Here is a 19,024-nt window from a genome sequence, read left to right as displayed (position 1 = left end):
TCGGTCTGCCCCCGTGTCATGATGCTGCCGCCTTCCGCGCGCGGCGATCGTCGGCGAAGCGACGCAGCAGGTCCGATCCCGGTCCCGGTTCGTTGTGCAGCGCCCAGGTGCCCAGGTCGTATCCGGAACGGATGACGTCCTCGTGGGTTTCGGCGAGGATGACCCGGGTCCGGTGGTCATGGTTCAGCTCGGCCGGGTCCTCGAACGCGTACACGTCCCAGACCGAACCGGCCACGAAGCGCGCGAGGCTTTCCGCGGCGACAATGTCGGCGGTGGCTCGCCGTGGCGTCCGGTCGAGCGCGGGGAGTCTCTTGCGATAGCCGCTGGTCGCGATCATGGGCGCGGCGAGGCAGCAGGCGAGGCAAACGACGATCCACCGCTCGGGCCACGAGGCCGGCTCCCGGACGAATCCGAAGGCCAGCCAGGCGAACAGCACGGCGACCACGATCCACAGGGCTCTGAACAGCACGTGCTCGGAATACCGGCGGTCCTCGGGCCGCGGGCGCACGGGCACGAGCCCCTCGCTGATGCCGGTCCCATGCCCGGTCGGATACTCGTCGCTCATGGCGTTGGCCTCCGTCTCAGGCCGTCACGCGGGAACGGCGATCCCGGGCCTTGTGCGGGCGGCCCGGGGCAGGTGCCGAGGCGGACGCGGTCGAGGGCGTGACCGTCACGCCGGGCCTCGCCGTGCTCTGCGGTGAGGAGGACGAGCGTCCCGGCCGGGGTGGCGTCGCTGACGATGCGGACCAGGGGGGATTCGCTGCTCTCCGGCCTGCTCATGATCGCGGCGATCTCGTGTCCGCGCCGGGGAACCCGCCGAACAGGACGTCGTGCGCGTCGTCAGGATCGAGGGTGTTGTGACGGAAGCGGATCGGTCCTCCGATCCGCCGACGGGGGTTGGCTCCGTCCCGGTACACCTTCCGGTGCAGGACGACTCCGTCGGACAGTTGAGCGCTGACTCTCAACTCGTACCACGTGGAGTCGTCGCCACCGCCGGGGCACTCGATTACCCTGTCGACCCGGCCTGTCGACACATACCCGTCCGCGAAACAGGCCGTGAGGCGCCGATGGCCGCTCACGCCCATGAGAATGCCTCCGGCGAGCAGCACCCCGCCGGCGAAGCCCCACAGCCACCAGTACACGTCCGTGCGTTCGATTCCGGCAACGGCGAACCAGATGACCAATGCGACCGTGGCGATCAGGGCGAGGAGGAACAGCGCGATACCGGCCAGCGCCACGCCCGCCCCGATCGTCTCCATCCGCGACCACCGCCGGATGCGCGCGCCCGTCTCGGGCGTACGCGCCTTCGCTATCCAGTCCGCGGTCTGGTCATCGGCGTTGTGGAGCTGAATCATCTGGCCGGGCCACTTCATCGCCTGCATCTTCACGCTGCCCCCCCCGGATGAAGTCTGCCCCGCCCGCCCGGCGATGACCACCCGTCGGGACGCCTCGCAGTCATCACCGGAGCCCGGCCCGGGGGGACTCGACGCAGCACCCGCGCGCGGTGTCCGAGCCCCCGGGGACCGCCTGCGCCGCGATCACCCCCGCGGCCGCCGCGGGCGCCTGTCGTGCAACCGCCCGCCCGGGTGTCAGCGTCGCGGTCGGGGGGTGCGACCTGAAAGGCCACGCCCGGGAACCGGGCCCTTCGGCAGGGGCATGTTGCTCATCAGGTCGCCCAGCGCGCGCAGCCGGTCGGTGGTCGTGGTGACCTGGGGGCCTGTCAGCACCCGGGGGTAGCGCAGCAGGGTCGTGCGGAGCTTCTTCAGGGGGACCTGGCCCTCGCCGTTGCCGACGATGATGTCGTGCACCGGGACGTCCGCCACGATCCTGGCCATCTTGCGCTTCTCGGAGGCGAGCAGGCTCTTGACGCGGTTGGGGTTGCCCTCGGCGACCAGCACGATGCCGGCCTTGCCGACGGAGCGGTGCACCACGTCCTGGTTGCGGTTCATCGCCACCGCGGGCGTCGTCGTCCAGCCGCGCACCTTCTCCAGCACTGCCGCCGCCGCGCCCGCCTGGCCCTCCATCTGCCCGAAGGCGGCGCGCTCGGCGCGGCGGCCGAAGACGATCGCCGTCGCGAGCAGGGCGAGGAGCAGCCCGACGATGCCCAGGTAGACCGGATGACCGATCAGGAAGCCGACGGCGAGGAGCACGCCGAGCGTGATGATGCCGATGCCACCGAGGATCAGGCCGATTTTCGGGTCGGCCTTACGGGTCATCTGGTATGTCAGGGCGATCTGCTTGAGCCGCCCGGGTTCCGCGGCGGTCTCCGCCGCCGTGTCCTTCCTCGCCATGCCCCGAGTCTACGTGGCGTACGCGCGGGCTACGACGTGCGGGCCGATACCGATCCGTCCAGGCGTGCGAAGGCGTCCTCCGCCTCGACCCGGGCGCGTGCCCTGCGGCGGTCCTCAAGGACGGATGTCCAGGCGTTGCGGCGCGCGGTGCGGTGGCCCCGGCTCATCAGCAGGGTCTCGACGACGCGGAGGGTGTCGGTGACGGTGGGAAGGGCGCTGGCGCGCAAGGACGACGCTGCCTGCATGGTCTGTATCCCCTTGGGACGCTGCTCGGACAGGGAGGCGGTGCGGGGTGGTGCGGCTTGCGGTGCGGGTCGGGCATGAAGCGGCGGTACGGGTCGGGCGCGAACGGTCACATGCCGCCGAACAAATGCAGTCGAAATGCTAGTCGTTATCGCGCGCTGTGTGATCTTCAGTGGGCGCTGAACGACCGAAGTCGGAGGCATTCATACACATCCGGTTTCACCGTCACTCCACGGTGTTACCAGCGCGTGACCGGGCGGTCAAACGGCGATGAAAGCGTCGCAGGGGCCGGTAAAACACCGCTTCAGCGGCGGGGGAGCCGTCACCTGCGGGGACCGGCGCGCGGTGCGCCCCGCCGAGGCTACCGGGCGGTAGCCGTTTGTGCGCGGATTCACACGGGCGCCCGTACGACGGCCCCTCCGAGGGGCGGGCGCGGTCCGCTCCCCGAAGGGGCCCGGGCGGGGCTCAGACGGCCTGCGAGGCGACGTACGCGCCGCGGCGCTCCACCGCCATCCGGTACAGCCGCCCCGCGCGGTACGAGGAGCGCACCAGCGGGCCCGACATCACACCGGAGAAGCCGATCTCCTCGGCCTCCTCCTTCAGCTCCACGAACTCCTGCGGCTTGACCCAGCGCTCCACCGGGTGGTGGCGCACGGAGGGGCGCAGGTACTGGGTGATGGTGACCAGCTCGCAGCCCGCGTCATGGAGCTGCCGCAGCGCGTCGCTGACCTCGGCGCGCTCCTCGCCCATGCCCAGGATCAGGTTGGACTTGGTGACCAGGCCCGCGTCCCTGGCCTCGGAGATCACCTTCAGGGAGCGCTCGTAGCGGAAGCCGGGGCGGATGCGCTTGAAGATCCGCGGCACCGTCTCGACGTTGTGCGCCAGCACCTCGGGCTCGGCGGAGAACACCTCGGCGAGCTGGTCGGGCTCGGCGTTGAAGTCCGGGATCAGCAGCTCGACCTTGGTGGCGCCCGACTCCCTTGCCGCGGTCATGGCGTGGATCTGCCGCACCGTCTCCGCGTACAGCCAGGCGCCGCCGTCGGGCAGGTCGTCGCGGGCCACGCCGGTGATGGTGGCGTAGTTGAGGTCCATCGTCAGCACCGAGTCGGCGACCCTGCGCGGCTCGTCGCGGTCGAGGGGCTGGGGCCTGCCGGTGTCGATCTGGCAGAAGTCGCAGCGCCTGGTGCACTGGTCGCCGCCGATGAGGAACGTGGCCTCGCGGTCCTCCCAGCACTCGTAGATGTTGGGACAGCCCGCCTCCTGGCAGACCGTGTGCAGGCCCTCGCTCTTCACCAGCTTCTGGAGCGCGTTGTACTCGGGGCCCATTTTCGCCCGGGTCTTGATCCACTCGGGCTTGCGCTCGATCGGGGTCTGGCTGTTGCGGACCTCAAGGCGCAGCATCTTGCGTCCGTCGGGTGCGACTGCGGACACGTCGGCTCCCTGCTGATCGATGGTTCCCGGCTGCCGCCGGGTCCTTGGTACGGGGCCCACGGCTCAGGAGGGCCGGATGAATGCCTGGATTCCTCGCCGTGGTTCCTTCACATCACGGGCCCACACCAGCGTACGCCAGTGATGTGCAGGTCCTTCCTCCGGGCCAACCGGGGTCGGGGCGGGCGCATTCCCACCCCGCGCCGGGCCCTCGCGGCCGCTCACGCCACCGTCTTCTCGACCGCGCGCGGTGCGGGGCGCGCGTGCTCCAGGACGTCCCGCAGATGCCGCTCCACCGGGTCGAGCAGCTCGGGGACGGTGAGGTCGCGCCCCAGCTCGTTGCTGAGCGAGGTGACGCCCGCGTCCCTGATCCCGCACGGCACGATGCGGTCGAACCAGGTGTTGTCCGGGTTCACGTTGAAGGAGAAGCCGTGCATGGTGACGCCCTTGGCGACCCTGATGCCGATCGCCGCGATCTTGCGGTCCTCGCGCCGCTGACCCGCGTTCGACGGCGCGTACTCGGGGCCGCGCAGCCTGGGGTCGTACTCGACGTCGCCGGGACCGCCCGCCGGCCGCGGCATGAAGTCGAGCGACAGGCCGCCGAGGTCCGCGGGGTCGCGGTCCTCGCCCAGCACCCACACCCCGCTGCGGCCCTCGACCCGGGAGGTGGCGAGGCCGAACTCGGCGCAGACCCGGATCAGCGCCTCCTCAAGGCGCCGCACGTGCGCCACCACGTCCACCGGGCGCGGCAGCTTCAGGATCGGATAGCCCACGAGCTGCCCCGGGCCGTGCCAGGTGATCTTCCCGCCGCGGTCCACGTCGACCACCGGGGTGCCGTCCAGGGGGCGCTCGCTGTCCTCCGTGCGTCTGCCCGCCGTGTACACCGGCGGATGTTCCAGCAGCAGACAGGTGTCCGGGACCTCGTCGGCGAACCGGGCGGCGTGCACCCGGCGCTGCTCGTCCCAGGCCGCCCGGTACTCGACGGCCCCGTCCCCGAACCCGAGCCGGGTGAACCGCAACTCACTCACGGCGCGTGCCTCCTCGTCCCCGCACGGCCCGTGCCGTACGAGCGGTGTGCGTCTCACGGTGGCACGCGCACCGCACCGCGCGCCCGCGGATGGCGCCGTATCGGCACGGCGCCCAAACCACTGTACGACCAGCGGATTCACGTCAGCCTGCCACCCGATCCTCACACGATCGGATGAATGCAGAGCGAAGGGGGCGAGTAATCGGGCGCGGACCGCTACATTCGCGCCGTTCAGGAGGCCAAAGGGCTGATCAAGGGCTGCTCAGGACGGCCCGAAAGGCAGGAGACCGCACAGCTGATGACGGAACGACCTCCGCAGCGCACCCCCAACCGCCAGCTCGCCGCTCTCATCGCGGAGGCCGGGTTCTCCAACGCGGGCCTCGCGCGCCGCGTCGACCAGCTCGGAATCGAGCACGGCCTCGACCTGCGCTACGACAAGACCTCGGTCACCCGATGGCTGCGCGGCCAGCAGCCACGGGGCACCACGCCCGCGCTGATCGCCGAGGTCTTCACCAGACGGCTCGGCCGCCGCCTCACCGCGCAGGACCTCGGCCTCGACGCCTCGGCGCCGGTCTACGCGGGCCTGGAGTTCGCCTCCTCGCCAGAGGAGGCCATCGACATCGTCGGCGGCCTCTGGCGCAAGGACTCGGGCAGCCACGCCGAGCTGCGCAAGATCGCGTTCACCCCAGCGGGGCTCGTGGTGCCCAGCAGGGACTGGCTCATCGGGCGCGCCGACGACCGCGTCGCCCGCGGCCCCGAGCGCGCCGCCGAGCGCAGGACCGCGGCCGGCGGCCGGCCCCTCGTCCCCGAGCAGCGCAGACGCGCCGTGGAGCCGGGCCCTGGGCAGCGGGTCAGCGGCGGCGACATCGCCGCGCTGCGCTCCGTGGGCGAGCTGTTCCGCGCGCTCGACAACGCCTACGGCGGCGGCCACGCCCGCCAGGCACTCGTGCGCTACCTGGAGCACGAGGGCGAGCCGATGCTGCGCGGCACCTACGGCGAGCAGACAGGGCGCAGGCTGTTCGGCGCCGCCGCGGAGCTGACCAGGCTCGCGGGCTGGACCTCGTACGACATCGCGGCGCACGGGCTCGCCCAGCGGTACTTCGTCCAGGCCCTCAGGCTGGCGCAGGCCGCGGGGGACAGGGCCTTCGGCTCGTACATCCTCGTGACCATGAGCCGCCAGGCCGTCTACCTCGGGCACGGCAGGGAGGCGGTGCAGTTGACCCGGGTCGCCCAGCAGGGCGTGGGCGCCTCGGCGCCGCCCGTGGTGCAGGCGCTGCTCCAGGCCGCAGAGGCGCGCGGCCACGGGGTCCTCGGCGAGGTGCGGGCCTGCACGGCGTCGCTGGCACGCGCCGAGCGCGCCCTGGAGTCCGCGCGCCCAGGCGACGAGGTACCGCACTGGGCGCGCTTCTTCGACGAGGCGCAGCTCGCCGACGAGTTCGGGCACTGCCACCGCGACCTCAACCAGCACAGGGCCGCCGCCCAGCACGCCGAGCGCTCGCTGCAACTGCGCGCGCCCGGCTTCGCCCGCAGCCGCGTCTTCTGCCGGGTCGTCCTCGCCACCGCCCGCCTCGGCCTCGGCGAACTCGACCAGGCGTGCCAGCTCGGCGCCGAGGCCGCCCAGCAGGCGTCGGACATGCGCTCGGTCAGGGCACTGGAGTACGTACGCGACTTCGAGCGCCGTCTGGAGCCGTACCGGGACGCCGCGGCCGTGCGCGGCTACCGCGACCGGGTCGCGGCCCTCGGCTGACCCCGCGCCCCGCGAGCCCGACGCGCCCCGCCCGCGGTCGGCCGCCGACGCCCCGCACGCCCGCCCGGAGGGACCCCCGCGGCGGGCGCGCGGGGCGGGCACCGGCGACCATGGGGGCATGGAACGCTCCCGTGTGGTGATCGCCGGCGCCTCGGGCCTCATCGGCTCCGCCCTGACACGCTCGCTGACCGCGGACGGGCACGAGGTCGTACGGCTCGTGCGGCGCCCCGCCCGCGGCCCCGACGAGGTCCGCTGGGACCCGGCGCGCCAGTGGATCGACGAGGCGGGCCTCGCGGGCTGCGACGCGGTCGTGAACCTCGCGGGGGCCGGGATCGCCGACCACTACTGGACCAAGGAGTACAAGCAGGAGCTGCGGGCCAGCAGGATCGGCGGCACCACCGCGCTCGCCGAGGCCGTGCTGCGGCTCGGCACCCCGCCGAAGGTCTTCGTCGTCGGCGCCGCCATCGGCTACTACGGCGACACGGGTGACCGCGCGGTCACCGAGGACGACCCCGCGGGCGACGGCTTCCTCGCCGGGCTCTGCGTCGACTGGGAGGCGGCCGCCGAACCCGTCGCCCATGTCGGCATCCGCACCGTGTGCTGCCGCACCGGCCTCGTGGTGGCGCGCGAGGGCGGCGCCTGGAAGCGGCTGTTCCGGCTCTTCGGCGCCGGGCTCGGCGGCCGGGTCGGCGACGGCCGCCAGTACTGGAGCTATATCTCGCTGCACGACGAGGTCGCCGCGCTGCGGCACGTCCTCGACACCGGGAGCCTCGCGGGCCCCGTCAACCTCACCGCGCCGCGCCCGCGCACCAACCGGGAGATCACCGCCGCCATGGGCCGCGTGCTGCGCAGGCCCACCGTGCTCACCGCGCCCGCGCCGCTGCTCAGGCTGGCGCTCGGGGACCTCGCGCAGGACGCGCTCGGCAGCCAGCGGGTGCTGCCGCGGCGCCTCGTGGACTCCGGTTTCACCTTCGCCTTCCCCGACATCGAGGACGCCCTGCGCGCCGCGCTCGACCGGCACCCCGCACCCGTGCGCACCCGCACCGGCGCCCGCTGACCCCCGGCCCGCGCGGGCCCGCCGCGGAGGTTGCGCCGGGGCGGGGACGGGCCGGAAAACCGGCCGAAGCCGCGCGTAGAGTGGCGTCATGCCCGACACGGACATACGCCTCGCCGAGCCGGGCGACGACGCGGCACTCGGCGTGCTCGACCGCGCGACCTGGTCGCCGCTGCACGCCGTGAAGCCCCCCGACACCCCGCCGTACGGGCCGTTCTTCAGCGCGCGCTTCGGGCCGCGCGAGCACCTGGTCGCCGAGGTGGACGGCAGGCTCGTCGGCTACATCCGCATCGCGCCGCCCACCCCGCTGCCGTCCAACGCGCACGTCCGCCAGATCCAGGGCCTCGCCGTCGCGCACGAGGCCAGGGGGCGAGGGGTGGGGCGCGCGCTGCTCACCGCGGCCATGGAGGAGGCGCGGCGCCAGGGCGCCCTGCGCATGACCCTGCGGGTCCTCGGGCACAACACCCCCGCCCGCGCCCTCTACGCCTCGCTCGGCTTCGCCGTGGAGGGCGTCCAGCCGGACGAGTTCTACCTGGACGGCTCGTACGTGGACGACGTGTACATGGGGCGCAAGCTCTAGCCTCCGCACGGTCCGTACGGGAGGCGGGGCGGCGCCGTCCCGTTCAGGGGCCGAAGCGCTCCCAGAGCCTGGGGCAGCGCTCGGCGGCCTGGGCGCTGTCGCGCGGGTCGAGGGGGCGGCCCGCGGGCTCGGGGGGCGCGGAGCCGATGCCGAGGCCGGGCGCGGGCACCCCGGTAAGCTGCTCGTACGCCTCGTCGGCCGCGTAGCCGAGCTCCTCGCCGTCGCCGTCGAGTTCCGGGTCGAAGTCGTCCAGCAGGTCGGCCAGCGCGTCCGCCTCGTGGACGGCGCCCTCGTACAGCTCCCGGCCCTGGCCGATCAGCCAGCAGCGGAACGCGTCGAAGGACTCCTCGTCCACCGCGTCCACCAGGACGACGGCGGCCGCCCACAGGTCCCACTGGTAGGCACGGTTCATACGGGCCTCGAAGTGGCGGGCGAAGTCGAGCACCGCGTCGGGGTCGGCGCCCTCAAGGCGCTCCACGAGCAGGTCGGCCTGCTCGTCGGGGTCGCCGCCCGCGGACTCGCGGGCGGTGTCGACCATCTCCCAGAACTCGGTCTCGTCCATCACGGGACAAGTCTCTGCCGCCCGCGCGCCGCGCGCACGTCGTGGCGCGCGCGGGCGCGGCGCCCGCGGCGCGTCCGGCCGCCCGGGCGAACCGGCGGGGCCCGCGGAAAAGGCCGACAGAAGGTGTCGGGTTTCGATGGCAGCGTGGTCCGCATGGACAACACACGTGAAGGAAGCGGGGGGACGGTCGCGCTGGTCGCGGGCGCGACACGGGGCGCGGGCCGCGCCATCGCCGTGGAACTGGGCAGGACCGGAGCCACCGTGTACGCCACCGGGCGCACCACCAGGGAGCGGGTCAGCGAGGTGGGGCGCGCGGGCGAGACCATCGAGGGCACCGCGGAGCTGGTCGACGAGGCGGCGGGCAGGAGCGGCGCCGGGATCGCCGTCCCCACCGACCACCTCGACAAGGAGGCGGTACGTGCCCTCGTCGCCAGGATCGAGCGGGACCACGGCAGGCTCGACGTCCTCGTCAACGACTGCTGGGGCGGCGAGCACCTGGTCGAGTTCGGACCCCGGCTGTGGGAGGCGGACCTCGACGGCGGGCTGCGGATGCTGGACCTCGGGGTGCGCACCCACCTCATCACCAGCGCCCTCGCGCTGCCGCTGCTGCTGCGCCGCCCCGGCGGCCTGGTCGTGGAGGTCACCGACGGCACCGCCGAGTTCAACCGCGACTACCGCCCCGAGGCCGGCATCTTCTACGACCTCGCCAAGAACGCGCCCCTCAGGATCGCCTCCGACCTCGCCGTCGAGATCGCCGACGCGGGGGCCACCGCGGTCAGCGTCACGCCCGGCTTCCTCCGCTCCGAGCAGATGCTCGACCACTTCGGCGTCACGGAGGCTACCTGGCGCGACGCCGTCGCCCGGGAGCCGCACTTCGCCATCGCGGAGTCCCCGGCGTACCTGGGACGCGCCGTCGCCGCGCTCGCCGGGGACCCCGAGCGCGCCCGCTGGAACGGGAAGTCCCTCAGCAGCGGCGGACTCGCCCGGGTCTACGGCTTCACGGACACCGACGGCTCCCGCCCCGACGCGCAGGCGTACTTCAGCGAGGTGGTCAAGGGCGGCGCGGACCGCACGGCCGACGACTACCGCTGAGCCGACGACTACCGCTGAGAGGCGGGCCGCGCGGGCCGGGGGCGACGGACGGCCCCGGCCCGCGCGCTCGCGTCGCCTCTCCGGTGGCCGCCTCACCCGTAGAGACGGGCCGTGCGCCGCGCCGCGCGGGCGAACCGCTCGCGCAGCGGCGCGGGGCCCAGGATCTCCGCCTCAGGGCCGAGCGTGAGCAGTTGGGCGTACGCCACCTCGTGGGACTCCACGGGCAGCGACAGCGTCACCCAGCCGTCCTCGTCGGGCCCCTCGGCCGCGGCCAGGGCCTCCCGCACCGGGTCGGCGGGGGACGCCGCCGCGGGCAGCATCCTGGCGCCCGCGGGGGAGACCCGCAGCCGCACCGTGGCCCGCAGCATGGCCCGCGCGAACTCGGCGGCCCTGGCACGCCAGAACGCCGGCAGGTCGAAGCCGGTGTCGCGCGCGAAGCGCTCCTCGCCCGGCGCCACCGACGTGAACCGGTCGACCCGGTACACCCGGAACGCGCCGCGCGGCCGCTCCCCAGGCCCCGTACGGGCGCACACGTACCAGACGCCCGCCTTGAGGACGAGGCCGTGCGGTTCGAGCACCCGGGACACCTCGCGGGGCGCGGGCGCGCCTGTGGGGCCGGCCCGGCCCCGGTAGCGCGCGGTGATCCTGCGGTCGTCCCACACCGCGTCGGCGATCGCGGGCAGCGCGGGCGGCGCGGACGCCTCGCTGAACCACGCGGGCGCGTCGAGGTGGAAGCGCTGCGCCGCCGAGTGCGAGGCGTCCCGCAGCGAGGGAAGCAGCGCCGCCGACACCTTCAGCCGGGCCGCGGAGGCGGCGTCCTCCAGGCCCATCTCGCGCAGCGCCCCCGGCACCCCGGACAGGAAGAGCGCCTCGGCCTCGCTCCTCGCGAGCCCGGTCAGCCGGGTGCGGTAGCCCCCGAGCAGCCGGTAGCCGCCCGTCCTGCCGCGGTCCGCGTAGACCGGCACCCCGGCCTCCGAGAGCGCCTGGGCGTCCCGGGTCACCGTGCGCTCCGACACGCCCAGCTCCGCGGCGAGTTGGGCCGCGGTCATGGCCGGGCGCGACTGGAGCAGCAGCACCATCTTGATCAGCCGGGCAGCGCGCATACGGCCATCATCCCGGCCGCACGCCCCGTCGGGAACCGTGTTTCCGCTGGCCCGCCGGTCCGGAACAAGTCACCCCGGCCGCGACGCGCACGCGCCGCGACCGGGGGGCCGGGAGGGAGCCGGCGGAAGGGGCCGCGGGCCTACAGGCCGTAGCGCTCCCTGGCCTCCTTCACGGCCGCCGCGGGGGCGGCACCGCGGCGGGCGAGCTGGGCGAGCGCCGCCACCGTGATCGCGTGGGCGTCGACACCGAAGTAGCCGCGGGCGCCCTCACGGGTGTCCGAGATGCCGAAGCCGTCGGCGCCGAGCGAGGTGTAGTCCTGCTCGACCCACTGCGCGATCTGGTCGGGAACCTGCCGCATGTAGTCGCTGACCGCGAGCACGGGGGAGTCCACGCCCGCGAGCGCCTGGCGCAGGTACGGCACCCGGTCCTCGCCGCGCAGCAGCGCCGCGTCGCACTCCATCGCGTCCCGGCGCAGCTCGCCCCAGGACGTCGCCGACCACACGTCGGCCGCCACGCCCCACTCCTCGGCCAGCAGCCGCTGCGCCTCCAGCGTCCAGTGGATCGCGGTGCCGGAGCCGAGGAGCTGGATACGGGGCGCGTTCGCCTGGACCGTCAGGCCCGCGGACTCCGCGGTGTTGAAGCGGTACAGGCCCCTGACGATGCCGTCGTCGACACCCGCGGGCTTCGCGGGCTGCGGCATCGGCTCGTTGTAGACCGTCAGGTAGTAGAAGACGTTCTGGTCCTCGCCCGGCAGGGCCTCGCCGTACATGCGGCGCACGCCCTCCTTGACGATCGCCGCGACCTCGTACGCGAACGCCGGGTCGTACGTCAGCGCCGCCGGGTTGGTCGCGGCGATCAGCGGGGACTGGCCGTCCGCGTGTTGCAGGCCCTCACCGGTGAGCGTGGTGCGGCCCGCGGTGGCTCCGACGAGGAAGCCGCGGCCGAGCTGGTCGCCGAGCTGCCACATCTGGTCGCCGGTGCGCTGCCAGCCGAACATCGAGTAGAAGATGTAGAAGGGGATCATCACCTCGCCGTGCGTGGCGTACGAGGTGGCCGCGGCGATGAAGTCCGCCATCGAACCGGCCTCGGTGATGCCCTCGTTGAGGATCTGCCCGTCGGCGGCCTCGCGGTAGTACATGAGCTGGTCGCGGTCGACCGGCTCGTACGTCTGGCCCTTCGGCGAGTAGATGCCGAGCGCGGGGAACAGCGACTCCATGCCGAAGGTGCGGGCCTCGTCCGGGACGATCGGCACCCAGCGTTTGCCGGACTGCTTGTCCCTGATCAGGTCCTTCATCAGGCGTACGAAGGCCATGGTGGTGGCCACCGACTGGGAGCCGGAGCCCTTGTCGAACGCCGTGAACGCCTTCTCGGCCGGGGCCGGGAGCGGGGCGACCGGGTGGACGCGCCGGGCCGGGGCGGGGCCGCCGAGGGCGGCGCGCCGCTCCTTGAGGTAGCGGACCTCGGGGGAGTCGGCGCCCGGGTGGCCGTAGGGGACCACGCCGTCGACGAACTCGCTGTCCGGGATCGGCAGGTCGAGCAGCTCCCGCATCGTCTTGAACTCGTCCACCGAGAGCTTCTTCATCTGGTGGTTGGCGTTCTTCGACGCGAATCCGGTGCCGAGGGTGTGGCCCTTGATGGTCTGCGCGAGGATCACCGTCGGGGCGCCCTTGTGCGCGAGCGCCGCCCGGTACGCCGCGTAGACCTTGCGGGGCTCGTGGCCGCCGCGGGAGAAGTGGAAGCACTCCAGGATCTTGTCGTCGCTCAGCAGCTTCGCCAGTTCGACGAGCGCAGGCTCGGCGCCGAAGAAGTCCTCCCGGATGTAGGCCGCGTCGCGCGTCTGGTACGTCTGCACCTGGGCGTCCGGCACCTCGCGCAGCCGCCGCACGAGCGCGCCGGTGGTGTCGAGCCGCAGCAGCTCGTCCCAGGCGGTGCCCCAGAGGCTCTTGACGACGTTCCAGCCGGCGCCGCGGAACTGGGCCTCAAGCTCCTGTACGACCTTGAAGTTGGCCCGGACCGGGCCGTCGAGGCGCTGGAGGTTGCAGTTGATGACGAAGGTCAGGTTGTCCAGGCCCTCGCGGGAGGCGAGCGCGAGCGCCGCGGTGGACTCGGGCTCGTCCATCTCGCCGTCGCCGAGGAACGCCCATACGTGCGAGTCCGAGACGTCCTTGATGCCGCGGGCGGTCAGATAGCGGTTGAACCGCGCCTGGTAGATCGCCGAGAGCGGGCCGAGGCCCATGGAGACCGTGGGGAACTCCCACAGCCAGGGCAGCCGGCGCGGGTGCGGGTACGAGGGCAGGCCCTCGCCGCCCGACTCGCGGCGGAAGTTGTCCAGGTGGGTCTCGGTGAGGCGCCCGTCGAGGAAGGCGCGGGCGTAGATGCCGGGGGAGGCGTGGCCCTGGATGTAGAGCTGGTCACCCGAGCCTCCGGGCGCCTCCTTGCCCCGGAAGAAGTGGTTGAAGCCGGTCTCGTAGAGCCAGGCGGCGGAGGCGAAGGTGGCGATGTGGCCGCCGACGCCGTACTTCGAGCCGCGGGTGACCATCGCGGCCGCGTTCCACCGGTTCCACGCCGCGATCCGCTCCTCCATCGCCTCGTCGCCGTCCACGGCGGGCTCGTCGGCGGTGGGGATGGTGTTGACGTAGTCGGTCTCCAGCAGCTTGGGCAGCGCCAGGCCCGCCCCCTCGGCCCGCTCCAGCGTGCGGCGCATCAGGTAGGCGGCGCGGTGCGGTCCTGCCGCCTCGGTGACCGCGTCCAGGGATGCCTGCCATTCGGCGGTCTCCTCGGGGTCGCGGTCCGGGAGCTGATCCAGCTCGCTCGGCTGGACGGGGGTGGGGTCGGTCATGTCGCCGCCTTCCGGAGTCGAAGGGGGTTTCCCTCATCGATTAGGGTCGGTGCCCTTGGTCGTGGCAGGACAGGGCGAGGGGCTGTGGTTCCAGCCCGCATTCGACTGTAATCCCGCGATCGATGATCGATCAAAGTATCGGGTGGAAAAAGTAGGTCGTCGAAGCAAAGTCGGCACTGCGTGCCGGAGGGCGGGGCACCGGGTGCCCCTCCGCTGTGCGGTTCGCGCAGGTGAGGGGCGGTTTTTTGGGGGCGGGGTTTTGGCTGGTCGTGGGTGGGGGTGAGGTCGGCATCGCCGGGGGTCGCCGTTGTGGTTGCTCGCCGTTGCTGCGGAATCGAGGGGCGCGCGGCGCCCCTCGGGCCCCCGGGCCCGGGGTGGGTTTGGCACCGCCGGTTTGCGTCGTTGCGCTTTCTCGCCGTTGCGGCGGATAGAGGGGGCCTGGCGGCCCCCTCGGCCCCTCTCGGCCCCCTCGGCAGTGATGGGGGTGCGATGGGGCCGGGGTGAGGGGCCGGCAGGCCCCTCAGATCCGCCGCGGCGGTGCGCAACCACGACGGTGCGGCCCGGCGGTGCCGAGTTCAGCGGTGCGGCCCGGCGGTGCCGAGTTCGGCGCAACCCTGTCGGCTCCCGGCCCGTCAGGGCCGCGGCGCGCAGCCCAGGACGTGGATCTTGACCAGTTCGCCGATGCGGGGGTCGCGGCGGCGGAACGCCGCCACCAGGTCCTGGTGCTCCTCCGCGTACGACTGCTGCACCGTGCCGAGCCAGCGTATCGACAGCGCCGTGAACACCTCGATGCCGAGCCCCTCCCACGTGTGCAGCAGCACACTGTTGCCCGCCGCCCGTACCAACTCCCGGTGGAAGGCGACCGTGTGCCGCACCTGCTGGGTGCCGTCCGACCGCCGGTCCGCCTCGTACAGCGCCTCCACATGCGGCTCCAGCGCCGAGCAGTCCAGCGCAAGGCGCTCGGCCGCCAGCTCCGCCGCGATCTGTTCGAGCCCCGCCCGGACCGGATAGCTCTCCTCCAGATCGGCCGCGGTCAGATTCCGTACCCGTACGCCCTTGTTGGGAGCCGACTCGATCAGCCGCAGCGACTCCAGCTCGCGCAGCGCCTCCCGCACCGGCGTCTGGCTCACCTCAAGCTCGGTCGCGATCCTGCGCTCGACGATCCGTTCCCCCGGCTGCCAGCGCCCGCTGACGATCCCCTCCACGATGTGCTCGCGGATCTGCTCGCGCAGCGAGTGGACGACGGGGGCGGTCATGTAGGGCTCCGTGGGGTCTGGGACGGCGCGCGGGGGACGCACCCTGGGGGGAGATTCACCCATAGACAATACGGCCAGGCGACGCCCCGGCACCGTGACAGGCGGTGAGCCATCCATCACGTCCCGGCCCCGGGACCCCGCCGTACACACGGCGGCACACGGCGAAGCCCCCGCCCGCCACGGCACGGGGCCGCGGTGGACGGGGGCGGGCAGACGCGCCCTGGGGAGGGCTCAGAGGCCCAGCTCGACCTCGAACTCCCCGGCTTCGAGGATCGCCTTGACCGTGGTCAGGTAGCGGGCCGCGTCGGCGCCGTCCACCAGCCGGTGGTCGTACGAGAGCACGACGTACGTCATGTCACGCACCGCGATCGTCTCGCCCAGGTCCGGGTGGTTCACCACCACGGGCCGCTTCACGGTCGCGCCGATGCCCAGGATCGCCACCTGGCCGGGCGGCACGATGATCGTGTCGAAGAGCGCGCCGCGCGAACCGGTGTTGGAGATCGTGAACGTCGCACCCGCGAGGTCGTCCGGGGTGATCTTGCTGGCCCGCACCGCGCCCGCAAGCTCCGCGGTCCGCTTGGCGATGCCCGCCAGGTTCAGGTCGCCCGCGCCCTTGATGACCGGGGTCATCAGGCCCTTCTCGGAGTCCACGGCGATGCCGACGTTCTCCGTGTCGAAGTAGGTGACCGTGCCGTCGTCCTCGTTGATACGGGCGTTGACGACCGGGTGGGCCTTCAGCGCCTGCGCCGCCGCCTTCACGAAGAACGGCATCGGGGACAGCTTGACGCCCTCACGCGCGGCGAACGCGTCCTTGGCGCGGGCCCGCAGCCGCATCAGCCGGGTGACGTCCACCTCGACGACCGAGGTGAGCTGCGCCTGGCCGTGCAGCGCCTTCATCATGTTGTCGCCGATGACCTTGCGCATCCGGGTCATCTTGACGGTCTGGCCGCGCAGCGGGGACGCCTCGATGGCCGGGGCCTTCGGCGCGGAGGCGGCGGGCGCCGCGGGCGCCGCCGACTGCGCGGCACGGGCGGCCTCGGCCGCCGCGAGCACGTCCTGCTTGCGGATACGGCCGCCGACACCGGTGCCGCTGACCGTCGCCAGGTCCACGCCGTTCTCCGCCGCCAGCTTGCGCACCAGCGGGGTGACGTACGCGCCGTCGCCCCCGGAGGGAGCGGCGGGCGCCGGGGCCGGTGCGGCCGGGGCCTGCGGCGCGGGGGCGGCGGGCGCGGGGGCCGGGGCGGGCGCCGGCTTGGGCTGGGGCGCGGGCGCGGGTGCCGGCTTGGGCGCCGGAGCTGCGGGCGCCGGGGCCGGGGCCTCGGGCGCCGGAGCGGGCGCCGCCTGCGGGGCGGGCTGCGCGGGCGCGGGCGCCGCGGCCGGAGCGGAACCGGCGGCGCCGATCACCGCGAGGCGCGCGCCGACCTCGGCCGTCTCGTCCTCGCCCACCACGATCTCCAGCAGCACACCTGCGGTCGGGGAGGGGATCTCGGTGTCGACCTTGTCCGTGGAGACCTCAAGCAGCGGCTCGTCGGTCTCGACGGAGTCGCCGACCTTCTTCAGCCAGCGGGTCACGGTGCCCTCGGTGACGCTCTCACCGAGCGCGGGAAGCACCACGTCGGTGCCCTCGGCCGCACCACCGGACGAGGACGGCGCCGACTCGGCTGCGGGCTCCGGAGCCGGGGCCTGGGCCTCGGGCTCGGGCTGCGGGGCGGGCTCGGGGGCCGACTCCTGCGCGGGCGCGGGCTGCTCGGCAGGGGCGCCGGAACCGTCGTCGATCAGGGCCAGCTCGGCGCCGACCTCGACGGTCTCGTCCTCGGCGACCTTGATGGAGGAGAGCACACCCGCGGCGGGCGAGGGGATCTCGGTGTCGACCTTGTCCGTGGAGACCTCAAGCAGCGGCTCGTCGGCCTCGACGCGCTCGCCCTCGGCCTTCAGCCAGCGGGTGACAGTGCCCTCGGTGACGCTCTCGCCGAGCGCCGGAAGAGTTACGGAAACCGCCATGGTTTCAGTTGCTCCTTACGGTGGGGTTTCCCCTGCTCGCACGGCGTCGAGACCACGGGGAGGTGCGGAAGTCTGCGGTCGTCGCACCCTGCGGCGGGTGCGGGGCGAAGGGCCGGGCGCCCGGGGCCGCGCGGCCCACGGACGACGGCACGGCCGGTCCGGTCGGCCCGGGCGCCAACCGCCCGGGCGGCCCGACGGGCTCAGTCATGCGAGTGCAGCGGCTTGCCCGCGAGCGCGAGGTGCGCCTCGCCGAGCAGCTCCGTCTGGGTCGGGTGGGCGTGGATGAGCTGGGCGACCTCGGAGGGCAGCGCCTCCCAGTTGTAGATGAGCTGGGCCTCGCCGACCTGCTCGCCCATGCGGTCGCCCACCATGTGGACGCCCACCACCGCACCGTCCCTGACCTGGACGAGCTTGACCTCGCCCTGGGTCTTCAGGATCTTGCTGCGGCCGTTGCTCGCCAGGTTCTGCTTCAGCGTGACGACCTTGTCCGCGCCGTAGACCTCCTTGGCCTTGGCCTCCGTGAGCCCCACCGAGGCGACCTCGGGGTGGCAGTACGTGACCCGCGGCACACCGTCGTAGTCGATCGGCACGGTCTTCAGACCCGCGATGCGCTCCGCCACGAGGATGCCCTCGGCGAAGCCGACGTGGGCGAGCTGGAGCGTCGGGACCAGGTCGCCCACCGCGGAGACGGTCGGCACGTTGGTCTGCATGTACTCGTCGACCAGGACGAAGCCGCGGTCCATGGCGATCCCGGCCTCCTCGTAGCCGAGGCCGTCCGAGACCGGGCCGCGGCCGATGGCGACCAGCAGGACCTCCGCCTCGAACGTCTTGCCGTCCGCCAGCGTGACCCGCACCCCGTCCTGGGTGTACTCGGCCTTCTCGAAGAAGGTGCCCAGGTTGAACTTGATGCCCCGCTTGCGGAACGCGCGCTCCAGCAGCTTCGAGCTGTTCTCGTCCTCCACCGGCACCAGGTGCTTCAGGCCCTCGACGATGGTCACGTCGGTGCCGAACGACTTCCACGCCGACGCGAACTCGACGCCGATCACACCGCCGCCGAGGATGATCGCCGACTTCGGGACCCGGCCGAGCGTCAGCGCGTGGTCGGAGGAGATGATCCGGTCGCCGTCGATGTCGAGGCCCGGCAGCGAACGCGGCACGGAGCCCGTCGCCAGCAGGACGTGGCGGCCCTGGACGCGCTCGCCGTTCACGTCCACCGAGGTCGGCGACGACAGCCGGCCCGCGCCCTCGATGTAGGTGATCTTACGGGCGGCGACCAGGCCCTGGAGGCCCTTGTACAGGCCGGAGATCACGTCGTTCTTGTACTTGTGGACGGCCTCGATGTCGATGCCCTCGAAGGCGGCCTTCACACCGAACTGCTCGGACTCGCGCGCCTGGTCCGCGATCTCACCGGCGTGCAGCAGGGCCTTCGTGGGAATGCAGCCGTTGTGCAGGCAGGTGCCGCCGAGCTTGTTCTTCTCGATCAGGGCGACGTCAAGACCCAGCAGCGCCCCGCGCAGCGCCGCGGCATAGCCGCCGCTGCCACCGCCCAGGATCACTAGGTCGAAAACGGTGCCGGCGTCGTTCGCCACGTCACGTCCTCCATGCATGTGCGCCGTACGACGGGTCCCGTGTGGTGCGGAACACCGTCCGGCTGGTGTTCGGCCGCTCGAATCTCCGGCCCTGTGAGGGCCCTGTCCTGCCGGTCACCCATCTTTGCACCTTTTTTTGGCTCGTTCGCCTCCGGGCCCCTGAGTCGGTGTCCCGGCCCTCCCGTGCTCACTCCGCTCCTTCGTCGCTGCG

General features: G+C 73.1%; 16 protein-coding genes. 4 read left to right on the top strand and 12 right to left on the bottom strand.

Annotated elements, in window-relative coordinates:
* Positions 1-16: 16 nt before the first annotated feature.
* From ACIBIW_RS16180 to lipB, 6 genes are all read right to left on the bottom strand, one after another.
* Positions 17-565 (bottom strand): hypothetical protein, encoded by a 549-nt coding sequence (locus tag ACIBIW_RS16180; RefSeq protein WP_399336410.1) that lies wholly within the window; start codon positions 563-565, stop codon positions 17-19.
* A gap of 211 nt (positions 566-776) precedes the next feature.
* Positions 777-1,382, bottom strand: a complete 606-nt coding sequence (locus ACIBIW_RS16175; protein ID WP_399336734.1) for a phage holin family protein — start codon at positions 1,380-1,382, stop codon at positions 777-779.
* 207 nt (positions 1,383-1,589) lie between these two features.
* The gene (locus ACIBIW_RS16170; protein ID WP_399336408.1) at positions 1,590-2,291 is read right to left on the bottom strand and encodes a DUF4191 domain-containing protein; all 702 of its coding nucleotides are present in this window, start codon (positions 2,289-2,291) and stop codon (positions 1,590-1,592) included.
* A gap of 29 nt (positions 2,292-2,320) precedes the next feature.
* The gene (locus tag ACIBIW_RS16165; protein WP_399336406.1) at positions 2,321-2,536 is read right to left on the bottom strand and encodes a hypothetical protein; all 216 of its coding nucleotides are present in this window, start codon (positions 2,534-2,536) and stop codon (positions 2,321-2,323) included.
* A gap of 463 nt (positions 2,537-2,999) precedes the next feature.
* Entirely contained in the window at positions 3,000-3,965 is a 966-nt protein-coding gene (gene lipA / locus ACIBIW_RS16160) for a lipoyl synthase (protein WP_399336404.1), read from the bottom strand.
* Positions 3,966-4,183: 218 nt separating this feature from the next.
* The gene (lipB, locus tag ACIBIW_RS16155; RefSeq protein ID WP_399336402.1) at positions 4,184-4,990 is read right to left on the bottom strand and encodes a lipoyl(octanoyl) transferase LipB; all 807 of its coding nucleotides are present in this window, start codon (positions 4,988-4,990) and stop codon (positions 4,184-4,186) included.
* Positions 4,991-5,287: 297 nt separating this feature from the next.
* On the opposite strand from lipB, the gene ACIBIW_RS16150 reads away from it, so the two are divergent.
* The 3 genes from ACIBIW_RS16150 (at position 5,288) to ACIBIW_RS16140 (ending at position 8,370) form a co-directional block, all read left to right on the top strand.
* On the top strand, positions 5,288-6,736 hold the full coding sequence (locus ACIBIW_RS16150) for a regulator (protein ID WP_399336400.1): 1,449 nt from the start codon (positions 5,288-5,290) through the stop codon (positions 6,734-6,736).
* Between the two features lie 118 nt (positions 6,737-6,854).
* Positions 6,855-7,793 carry a TIGR01777 family oxidoreductase gene (locus tag ACIBIW_RS16145; protein ID WP_399336398.1) on the top strand — a complete coding sequence of 313 codons (939 nt, stop codon included), beginning with the start codon at positions 6,855-6,857 and terminating at the stop codon, positions 7,791-7,793.
* A gap of 88 nt (positions 7,794-7,881) precedes the next feature.
* A complete protein-coding gene (locus tag ACIBIW_RS16140; protein WP_399336396.1) occupies positions 7,882-8,370 on the top strand; it encodes a GNAT family N-acetyltransferase in 489 nt (162 codons plus the stop codon).
* 43 nt (positions 8,371-8,413) lie between these two features.
* Here the strand turns inward: ACIBIW_RS16140 and ACIBIW_RS16135 are convergent, their stop codons facing one another.
* Complete coding sequence (locus ACIBIW_RS16135) at positions 8,414-8,935, bottom strand: DUF4240 domain-containing protein (RefSeq protein ID WP_399336394.1); 522 nt, start codon at positions 8,933-8,935, stop codon at positions 8,414-8,416.
* 150 nt (positions 8,936-9,085) lie between these two features.
* On the opposite strand from ACIBIW_RS16135, the gene ACIBIW_RS16130 reads away from it, so the two are divergent.
* On the top strand, positions 9,086-10,024 hold the full coding sequence (locus ACIBIW_RS16130; protein WP_399336392.1) for an SDR family oxidoreductase: 939 nt from the start codon (positions 9,086-9,088) through the stop codon (positions 10,022-10,024).
* Between the two features lie 92 nt (positions 10,025-10,116).
* On the opposite strand, the gene ACIBIW_RS16125 is transcribed toward ACIBIW_RS16130, so the two are convergent.
* From ACIBIW_RS16125 to lpdA, 5 genes are all read right to left on the bottom strand, one after another.
* A complete protein-coding gene (locus ACIBIW_RS16125; protein WP_399336390.1) occupies positions 10,117-11,127 on the bottom strand; it encodes a helix-turn-helix transcriptional regulator in 1,011 nt (336 codons plus the stop codon).
* A 140-nt stretch (positions 11,128-11,267) separates the two neighbouring features.
* Complete coding sequence (gene aceE / locus ACIBIW_RS16120; protein WP_399336388.1) at positions 11,268-13,967, bottom strand: pyruvate dehydrogenase (acetyl-transferring), homodimeric type; 2,700 nt, start codon at positions 13,965-13,967, stop codon at positions 11,268-11,270.
* Between the two features lie 632 nt (positions 13,968-14,599).
* The gene (locus ACIBIW_RS16115) at positions 14,600-15,223 is read right to left on the bottom strand and encodes a GntR family transcriptional regulator (RefSeq protein WP_399336386.1); all 624 of its coding nucleotides are present in this window, start codon (positions 15,221-15,223) and stop codon (positions 14,600-14,602) included.
* Positions 15,224-15,454: 231 nt separating this feature from the next.
* Entirely contained in the window at positions 15,455-17,224 is a 1,770-nt protein-coding gene (sucB, locus tag ACIBIW_RS16110; protein ID WP_399336384.1) for a 2-oxoglutarate dehydrogenase, E2 component, dihydrolipoamide succinyltransferase, read from the bottom strand.
* A 200-nt stretch (positions 17,225-17,424) separates the two neighbouring features.
* The gene (lpdA, locus tag ACIBIW_RS16105) at positions 17,425-18,813 is read right to left on the bottom strand and encodes a dihydrolipoyl dehydrogenase (protein ID WP_399336382.1); all 1,389 of its coding nucleotides are present in this window, start codon (positions 18,811-18,813) and stop codon (positions 17,425-17,427) included.
* Positions 18,814-19,024: the final 211 nt, after the last annotated feature.

The sequence above is a fragment of the Streptomyces sp. NPDC050560 genome, from assembly GCF_044457285.1.
Classification (GTDB): domain Bacteria; phylum Actinomycetota; class Actinomycetes; order Streptomycetales; family Streptomycetaceae; genus Streptomyces.
This window is presented reverse-complemented; position numbering and strand designations above follow the sequence as displayed.

Coding starts and splice junctions, on each gene's coding strand:
- ACIBIW_RS16180 (WP_399336410.1), bottom strand. CDS start 565: ATGAGCGACGAGTATCCGACCGGGCATGGGACCGGCATCAGCGAGGGG.
- ACIBIW_RS16175 (WP_399336734.1), bottom strand. CDS start 1,382: ATGCAGGCGATGAAGTGGCCCGGCCAGATGATTCAGCTCCACAACGCC.
- ACIBIW_RS16170 (WP_399336408.1), bottom strand. CDS start 2,291: ATGGCGAGGAAGGACACGGCGGCGGAGACCGCCGCGGAACCCGGGCGG.
- ACIBIW_RS16165 (WP_399336406.1), bottom strand. CDS start 2,536: ATGCAGGCAGCGTCGTCCTTGCGCGCCAGCGCCCTTCCCACCGTCACC.
- ACIBIW_RS16150 (WP_399336400.1), top strand. CDS start 5,288: ATGACGGAACGACCTCCGCAGCGCACCCCCAACCGCCAGCTCGCCGCT.
- ACIBIW_RS16145 (WP_399336398.1), top strand. CDS start 6,855: ATGGAACGCTCCCGTGTGGTGATCGCCGGCGCCTCGGGCCTCATCGGC.
- ACIBIW_RS16140 (WP_399336396.1), top strand. CDS start 7,882: ATGCCCGACACGGACATACGCCTCGCCGAGCCGGGCGACGACGCGGCA.
- ACIBIW_RS16130 (WP_399336392.1), top strand. CDS start 9,086: ATGGACAACACACGTGAAGGAAGCGGGGGGACGGTCGCGCTGGTCGCG.
- ACIBIW_RS16125 (WP_399336390.1), bottom strand. CDS start 11,127: ATGCGCGCTGCCCGGCTGATCAAGATGGTGCTGCTGCTCCAGTCGCGC.
- aceE (WP_399336388.1), bottom strand. CDS start 13,967: ATGACCGACCCCACCCCCGTCCAGCCGAGCGAGCTGGATCAGCTCCCG.
- ACIBIW_RS16115 (WP_399336386.1), bottom strand. CDS start 15,223: ATGACCGCCCCCGTCGTCCACTCGCTGCGCGAGCAGATCCGCGAGCAC.
- sucB (WP_399336384.1), bottom strand. CDS start 17,224: ATGGCGGTTTCCGTAACTCTTCCGGCGCTCGGCGAGAGCGTCACCGAG.